At 63.5% G+C, this 8,170-nt stretch carries 7 protein-coding genes; 3 read left to right on the top strand and 4 right to left on the bottom strand.

Annotation, left to right across the window (positions count from 1 at the left end):
* Positions 1-32 precede the first annotated feature (32 nt).
* The 3 genes from BW39_RS11555 (at position 33) to BW39_RS30295 (ending at position 4,194) form a co-directional block, all read left to right on the top strand.
* Positions 33-2,525: a hybrid sensor histidine kinase/response regulator gene (locus BW39_RS11555; protein ID WP_043821834.1), complete on the top strand. Its 2,493-nt coding sequence runs from the start codon at positions 33-35 to the stop codon at positions 2,523-2,525.
* A gap of 474 nt (positions 2,526-2,999) precedes the next feature.
* Positions 3,000-3,677: a hypothetical protein gene (locus BW39_RS30300; RefSeq protein WP_235264197.1), complete on the top strand. Its 678-nt coding sequence runs from the start codon at positions 3,000-3,002 to the stop codon at positions 3,675-3,677.
* A gap of 196 nt (positions 3,678-3,873) precedes the next feature.
* Complete coding sequence (locus BW39_RS30295) at positions 3,874-4,194, top strand: hypothetical protein (RefSeq protein ID WP_081816188.1); 321 nt, start codon at positions 3,874-3,876, stop codon at positions 4,192-4,194.
* On the opposite strand, the gene BW39_RS11550 is transcribed toward BW39_RS30295, so the two are convergent.
* From BW39_RS11550 to BW39_RS11535, 4 genes are all read right to left on the bottom strand, one after another.
* Positions 4,175-5,128 (bottom strand): LysR substrate-binding domain-containing protein, encoded by a 954-nt coding sequence (locus BW39_RS11550; RefSeq protein WP_043821832.1) that lies wholly within the window; start codon positions 5,126-5,128, stop codon positions 4,175-4,177. The genes BW39_RS30295 and BW39_RS11550 overlap by 20 nt on opposite strands.
* Positions 5,129-5,295: 167 nt before the next feature.
* A complete protein-coding gene (locus tag BW39_RS11545; protein ID WP_043821830.1) occupies positions 5,296-6,459 on the bottom strand; it encodes an acyl-CoA dehydrogenase family protein in 1,164 nt (387 codons plus the stop codon).
* A gap of 57 nt (positions 6,460-6,516) precedes the next feature.
* On the bottom strand, positions 6,517-6,912 hold the full coding sequence (locus BW39_RS11540; RefSeq protein ID WP_012205502.1) for a cupin domain-containing protein: 396 nt from the start codon (positions 6,910-6,912) through the stop codon (positions 6,517-6,519).
* Entirely contained in the window at positions 6,897-8,135 is a 1,239-nt protein-coding gene (locus tag BW39_RS11535) for a CaiB/BaiF CoA transferase family protein (RefSeq protein ID WP_052155323.1), read from the bottom strand. The genes BW39_RS11540 and BW39_RS11535 overlap by 16 nt, the downstream gene beginning before the upstream one ends.
* Positions 8,136-8,170: the final 35 nt, after the last annotated feature.

Raw genomic sequence — 8,170 nt, 5'->3', positions numbered from 1 at the left:
CTCCTCCACCCAACGCCCCGCCCCATCCCCCCATGATCCAAGAGTCCGAAGAGATTGCCCTGCTTCGCGAGGAAAACGCCCGGCTGCGGGCGCAGCTGGCGATTGCCACGGCGGGCCATGCCAGCGCTGTGCAGGGCGCGGGCGCCAGCGATCAGGACCCCTTCGATGCACAGGTGGCAGACCAGAAGACGCTGTTCTCGGATTTCATCGAGCATCTGCCGATAGGCCTGTGCCTGGTGGGCAAGGGTGGCAAGGTGCTGATGTCCAACCCGGCCTACCGCCATTTCCTGCCGGACACCCGCATCCCTTCGCTGCTGTCGGCCGAGGAAGACCGGGGGCGCTGGCGCAGTTGGGACAAGGATGGCAAGCCCGTTCCCCGCGACCAGTTTGTGGCCGCCCGCGCGTTCCGCGGGGAGCTGGTGGTGCCGGGTGTTGACTGCGTCTATGACACGCCCCAGGGGCTTGAGGTGTGGACGCGCGTGTTCGGGGTGCCGCTACGCAATGCGGACAAGGAAGTCGTGGCCACGGCCATCGCCATTTTGGACATCGATGCGGAACGGCGGGCGCTGGACATGTTGCGCCAGAGCGAGGAACGGCTGGATGCGCTGGTGCGGTCCTCCTCGGAAGTGCGCTACTCCATCAGTGCGGACTGGAGCGAGCTGCACCAGCTGGCAGGCGGCGGGTTCATCCCCGACACGCAGGCGTCCAACACGAACTGGCTGGAAGATTACATCCCCCCGGAGGACCGCGACCTGGTGCGCGCGGAGATCGCGCGGGCCATCCGCACGAAGACCGACTATGTGATCGAGCACCGGGTGAACCGGGTCGATGGCAGCGTGGGCTGGGCGTTCTCGCGCGCCGTGCCGCTGTTCGATGCCGCAGGCGCCATCACCGGCTGGCTGGGAGCGGCCTCCGACATCACCGAGCGCAAGCAGGCCCAGGCCGCGCTGGAGCGCTTGAATGCCACGCTGGAAGAACAGGTGGCAGAGCGCACGGCCGACCGCAACGCGCTGTGGCAACTGTCATCCGACATCATGATGCGCTGCACGTTCGAGGGCATCATCACTGCGGTCAACCCGGCCTGGACCGAGGTGTTGGGCTGGCGTGAAGACGAGCTGCTGGGCACGACGCTTTTTCATCTCATCCATCCCGACGATCTGGCGCGCACCATTCAGGACACGCAGGAGCTGGCCACAGGCATGGCGCATGCCCGGTTTGACAACCGGTATCGCCATCGGGACGGGAGCTACCGCTGGATCTCCTGGTCCACCCGTTCGGCGGCAGGCCGCATCAATGCGGTGGGCCGCGACATCACCTCCGAAATGGCCAAGGCCGAAGCGCTGGCCAAGGTGCAGGAGCAACTGCGCCAGTCGCAGAAGATGGAGGCCGTGGGCCAGTTGACGGGCGGTCTTGCGCACGACTTCAACAACCTGCTGGCGGCCGTCATGGGCAATCTGGAGCTGCTGCAGCGGATGCTGGCGCGCGGCCAGGTGGACAACCTCACGCGCTTCATCCATGGAGCGCAGGGGGCGGTGCGGCGCGCCGCCACGCTCACGCAGCGGCTGCTTGCGTTCTCGCGCCGGCAAATCCTGGACTCCAAGCCCACCGATATGGCCGCGCTCCTGGCCGATTGGGAGGACCTGCTGCGCAGGACCGTGGGCGCCAGCGTGGACATCGACATCGTGCCGGCAGCCCATCTGTGGCATGCGCAAATCGATGGAACGCAGCTGGAGAACGCCATCCTGAACCTGTGCATCAACGCCCGCGATGCCATGCCCGAAGGCGGCCGGCTGACCATCATGACAGCCAATATCGAGCTTGAAGAGGCGGCAGCCCGGGAGTGGGATCTTCCGCCGGGCGGCTATGTGTCGCTGTGCGTCACCGACACGGGTACCGGCATGTCGGAGCAGACCATTGCGCGCGCCTTCGAGCCGTTCTACACCACCAAGCCGGTGGGCCATGGAACGGGGTTGGGGCTGTCGATGATCTACGGCTTCGCGCGGCAATCGGGAGGAGCGGTCAGGATCTTCTCCCAGCCGGGCCAGGGCACCACGGTCTGCCTGTATCTGCCCCGGTGCGACGCCGCGCCCGTTGCAGAACGCGCGGTCGATGCGGCAAGGCAGGTAGTCGTTCCTGCCCAAAGGACCTTGCTGGTCGTGGATGACGAAGCCCCGATCCGCCATCTCATCGACGAGGCGCTTGTCGACCTGGGCTACACGGTGCTTGCCGTGGCCGATGCAGCCGCCGCGCTGCAGGTACTGCGTGCCGGAACCCGGGTGGACATGCTGATCACGGACATGCGGCTTCGCGGCGGAATGAACGGCAAGCAGCTTGCCGACGAGGCACGCCTGGCCCGGTCCGACCTGCCGGTGCTCTTCATCACCGGATTCACCGAGGCATCTCCGCTCAGCCAGGAAAACCTGCACCCCGGTACGCAGCTTCTGACCAAGCCGTTCACATTGGATGCGCTGGCGCTCAAGGTGGCGGAGATTCTGGGCAGTACAGACGCTGTGCTATCGGACTGAGTTGCGCGGCTGGCGCCGTGGTGACCCGCAGATTCCGGGCGCCTGTCTCGCAGCTCAAACCCTGCCATATCGCATCTCCCTCGGCCCTCGTAGCGGCTATGTGGGCAGACTCGATCGCCGACGACAGAGGGGCACTGCCAAAGCGGCAAGAGCACTCGGATGCACGGCACCAGGAACTTACGGATTCATCAAGCCTGCGAATCAGCGCAAGCCTTGCTCATCAGGCCATCCGAATGCGTGTGTTTAGACCGTTGATCGTCAATTCACGTCAATTCCTAGGAAGTATCTTATTTTTAAGAACAAACAGAAAACGACAGCAGTCTGCACTTGATCTGAAAATGCGAAAGAACTTAGACTAATAGCGCCACTCACTGCCATGTGGCAGCAAAGGCTTATTAACATTTCAGCACAGAGGGAACTATGCTAAGTAAAATTCTCACCGGATCCATACTTGTTCTCGGATCAATATCTGCAATGGCTCAAGATTTTTTGATAGGGAATGAGGAAATTGAAAAGAACGGCATGCCAATGGTCGCCAGAAGTATTTCTGGCAGCATGGCTGGAATGAATGGTACTGTGACCATAAATCTAGTCAAGCTATCAAATGGATCTTATCTCTACGAAACCACCAATCAAAATGATGAAGCAATTGAATTCAACAAGAGGTTGTGTGAAATGTACGGAGACAAAAATCCAGAATCTCCTGGAAAAATGGTAATTGGTAGCGATGAAAGGAACATACCCCTTCATTGTGAACCGGCTTCCCTTCAAAAGGAAATGTCATTTAAGCAACATTCCAACTACTATTACATGCCTGGTGGCCAATGGGACTACAGACCTGTTCTATCTCTAAGCTACGACCCTTACCCACGTGCTGGCTCATATACAAGAGTATCTGCAAGTGCAGGAGTTGACTTTTCTGTCGCGAGAGGTGGCGATCTTTCACTCGCCGTTGGAGTTCGAGGAATTCCAAATTGCTATAACAATGGTTTCACCATGGCTGGTAGCATTCCAGTAGCAAATTTGCAAGTCGCAGTTCTGTGCTACATGTACCCCCATTTGGCCGGCACAGGGGGAAAGGCCGTTTCTGCTCGAGCAGTTTCGGAAAGTAAATACTCGGCCAGTGAAAATGGGATAATGGAAATCTATTGAAGCAACAATAAACCAAGTGTATGACACCAGGAAGCCATGGTGCCTTCTTCAGCCTAAAATAGAAGAAAGTACCATGGCAACCCGTCTTTGATGATGGTGCCCGCACAACGCCGCACATCCGCGCATAACTCCAGCCAGTATCCGGCCATCAACGGCTTTGGCCAATTACTTCACAGGCCGCTGATATGAAAAAACCATGTCAAGATCCAGTTTTTTGCGAAGTGTGTTGGCTGGCGCAGTCTTGCTGATCATCGCATGCGGCGACGCAAAAAACGCAACCGCTTGCGAAAACCATGACCTTAATCTGGTTCGAACGAATGTACTGAAAAAACTGAAAGAGAAGTTTCCTCAGTACGCATTCGATATCACCAAGGTGACGTTTTCTCCGGGAGAAAAAGTGCCTTTTTGGCACGTGGAGGCCATCACCCAATCGAATGGTAAGGAGCTGGTGGTTTTCGCCATGCACTACTGCGAAGGGTCTGTAGAGGTGACAGCCCTCAACCCCTACCACCCTTGACGGCAGTGGATGCCATCGCCCTCACCCTCTCAATGAAAGCCTCCAGCACCGCCGCAGGCTGGTCCGCCCGCCAGGCCATGACGGCGGGCGTCATGGCCTGCTGCGGACCGCGCAGCGGCACGAACACCACGCCGTTCATGCCCACGCGCTGCATGCAGCTGGGCACCAGGGCCACGCCCTGCTCCGCCGAGACCAGGGCCATGACGGTGAGCCACTGGCGCGCGGCGTGGCGTGTGTGGGGGTGGATGCCGGCCTGCTGCAGGCAGGCGATGACGTTGTCGTAGTTGGCCGGAGCCACTTCGCGGGCGAACATGACGAAGGTGTCGCGGGCCAGTTCGCGCAGATCGATGTCGGGCTGCTGCGCCAGCGCATGCGTGGCGGGCAGGCAGCAGACAAAGGGTTCCTCGCCAATCGACAGGGTCTGCAGGCCATCTGGCGGGGTGGCTATGTTGAGAAAGCCGCAGTCGATCTGGCCGCTGGCAATGGCCTGCAGTTGCTCGCGCGTGGACATTTCATGCAGGCAGACTTCGACCAGGGGGCGTTCTGCGCGGAAGGCACGGCAGAAGTCCGGCACCTGGCGGTAGACCATGGAGCCGGTGATGCCCACGTCCAGCCGGCCCTGCATGCCCTCGGCCACGCCGCGCACCACGTCGGCCGCATGCTGCAGCTGGGCGAGCACCTTGCGTGCCTCGACCAGGAAGGCCTCGCCCGCAGGGGTGAGGCGCACGTTCTTGGCGTCGCGGTCCATGAGGCTGGCGCCCAGGTCCTGCTCCAGGGTCTTGAGCGCCATGCTCAGCGGCGGCTGGGTGATGCACAGGCGCTGGGCCGCGCGGCCGAAGTGGCGTTCCTCGGCCAGGGCGACGAAATAGCGCAGCAGGTGGGTCTTCATGAGAGGCGGCGGATGGGGAGCAAGCGAGATGGCATCTTGCACCATGGCTACCTCTGAAATACAGATTGATAAATCATGGGACTTCAGATGGTTCGCAGCCACAAAACCCGCGCACCTCAACTTTGAGACACCGAGGAAGGGCCGCCCCGCACCGAGGGTGTCGTCCCCCTCCGCGCAGCGAGAAGGGGGAAGGCGCGAAGCGACTCAGGGGGTCAATACGATTTAGGCAAGCCCAATACCTTTTCGGCGATGAAGCACATGATCAATTGGGGGCTGACGGGCGCCAGGCGCGGGATCCAGGATTCGCGCATGTAGCGCTCCACGTGGTATTCCTTGGCGTAGCCCATGCCGCCGTGCGTGAAGATGGCGGTTTCGCAGGCCTTGGCACAGGCTTCGGCCGCCAGGTATTTGGCGGCGTTGGCCTCGGCACCGCAGGGCAAGCCCCTGTCGTAGAGGAAGGCGGCCTTTTGCACCATGAGGTGGGCCGCCTCAAGCCCCATCCAGGCCTGGGCCAGCGGGTGCTGTATGCCCTGGTTCTGGCCGATGGGGCGGTCGAAGACCACGCGCTCCTTGGCGTACTGGGTGGCGCGCGCCAGGGCGGCGCGGCCCAGGCCCACGGCCTCGGCGGCGATGAGGATGCGCTCGGGATTGAGGCCGTGCAGGATGTACGAGAAGCCCTTGCCCTCTTCGCCGATGCGGTCCTGGGCGGGGATGCGCAGGCCGTCGATGAACAGCTGGTTGGTGTCCACGCATTTGCGGCCCAGCTTGTCGATCTCGCGCACCTCGATGCGTTCGCGGTCCAGGTCGGTGTAGAACAGGCTCAGCCCTTCCGTGCCCTTGCACTCTTCCACGGGCTTGGTGCGCACCAGCAGCAGGATCTTGTTGGCGACCTGGGCGGTGGAGATGAAGACTTTCTGGCCATGGACCACGTAGACGTCGCCATCACGCACGGCGCGGGTCTGCAGCTTGAGGGTGTTGAGGCCCGCATTGGGCTCGGTGACGCCGAAGCAGGCCTTGTCCGTGCCCGCGATCAGCGGGGGCAGCCAGCGGCGTTTTTGCTCGTCCGTGCCGAAGACGACGACGGGGTGCAGGCCGAAGATGTTCATGTGCACGGCCGAGGCGCCCGACAGGCCTGCGCCCGTGGCCGAGATGGTGTGCATCATCAGCGCCGCTTCGCTGATGCCCAGGCCCGCGCCGCCGAATTCTTCGGGCATGGCAATGCCCAGCCAGCCCGCGTCGGCCAGGGCCTTGTGGAAGTCGTGCGGGAAGCCGCCTTCGTGGTCCTTGTGCAGCCAGTAGTCAGCGTCAAAGGGGGCGCAGGCGCGCTCGACGGCGTCGCGTATCTGTTCCTGTTCTTCGTTCCACAGAAAGTCCATGGTGTGTTCTCCGTTGCTTGTTGCTGTTCGCTTGTCGTGTCTGTGGGGTGACGGGGCTCAGGCTGCCGGCCGGCGCACGCGCTCGGGGTTCTCGCCGTAGGGCGGGCTGTAGAAGACCAGCAGGCGCACGGGCTCGGCGCTGGTCACGCGGAAGATGTGCATGCAGTCCTCGGGGAAGAAGCAGGTGTCGCCGGGCTGCATGGCAAAGCGTTCCTTGCCGTCCGGGGTGTCGATTTCCACCTCGGCTGTGCCGGCCAGCAGGTAGCAGGCCTGCTCCATGCCGGGGTGGGCATGGGGCAGCGCGCCGCCGCCCTGCTCCAGCGTGCCCAGTACCAGCTCCATGTGGCGCGCGCCCACGTTGGCGGCGCTGACCAGGCGCCGGTTGACGGTGCCGTGGTGGTTGGCGGGGCTGTAGCCGGGCACGTCTTGTTCGCGGATCAGGTAGCGGGGCATGGGCGGTTTCCTTCTGTTTGTGCTTGTGCTTGTGTTTGTGGTGGGGCGTCTTGCAGCGCGGCAGCCTGGCTGCAGGCGCGGCTGGCCTGCAGGGCGGCCAGCTCGGCCTCGGTCAGGCCCGCGTCGCGCAGCACCTGCAGGGTGTGTTCGCCCAGGCGTGGCGCGGGGGCGGCGCGTTCTGCGGGTGGCGTGGCGCTCCAGCGCGTGGGGCTGGCCGTGGTGCGCAGCCGGCCTTCGCTGGGGTGGTCTATCTCGTGCACGAAGCCGGTGGCCTGGTGCTGGGGGTCGGCGATCAGGTCCTCGGGCGAGGCCATGGGCATGTTGGGCACATCGGCCGCGTCCAGCAGCGTGCGCCATTCGGCGGTGGTGCGCCCTGCCATCAGCCGCGAGACTTCGGCATAGACGGCATCGATGTGCAGCGCGCGCTGGCTGTGGGTGGCGAAGATGGGCTCGGCCATGCGCTCGGGCTGGCCTATGGCGTTGAAGAAGCTGTGCCAGTGCTTGTCGTTGTAGATGAGAACGCACAGGTGGCCGTCGCTGGTGCGATAGGGCCTGCGGTGGGCCGTGAGCAGGCGCGCATAGCCGGGGCCGCCCAGTTGCGGCTCGAACGACAGGCCCGCCATGTGGTCGCCCAGGATGAACTGGGTCATGGCCTCGAACATGGGCACGACCACGGCCTGGCCCCTGCCGGTCTTCTCGCGCGCATAGAGGGCGGCCGTGACGGCGTAGACCGCGTGCAGGCCGGTGACGCGGTCGCCCAGGGTCATGGGAGCATAGGCCGGCTCGCCACCGCCGTATTGCTGCGCCAGCCAGGGCACGCCGGTGGCGCCCTGGATGAGGTCGTCATAGGCGGGCCGGGCCGCGTAGGGGCCGCGCTGGTCGAAGCCGCAGCAGCTCACGTGGATGATGCGCGGGTTGCGCGCCGCCACGTCCTCGTAGGCCAGGCCCAGGCGCGCCATGGCCTGGGGCCGCACGTTGCTGACCAGTACGTCGCAGCCTTCGGCCAGGCGCAGCAGGGCCTCGCGCGCGGCGCCCTGCTTGAGGTCCAGCACCACGGAGCGCTTGCCCTGGTTGGCCTGCAGGAAGATGTGGCCCATGGCGGGGTTGCGCATGGGGCCGACGTGGCGCATGTTGTCGCCCTCGGGCGATTCGACCTTGATCACCTCGGCCCCGAGGCCCGCAAGGATCTGGGTGGCAAAGGGGCCCATGACCACCGAGGTCATGTCCAGCACCTTCACCCCGGCAAGAGGGCCTTGCT

The organism is Delftia sp. RIT313 (assembly GCF_000632165.1).
In the GTDB taxonomy this organism is placed as follows: Bacteria; Pseudomonadota; Gammaproteobacteria; order Burkholderiales; family Burkholderiaceae_C; genus Comamonas; species Comamonas acidovorans.
This window is presented reverse-complemented; position numbering and strand designations above follow the sequence as displayed.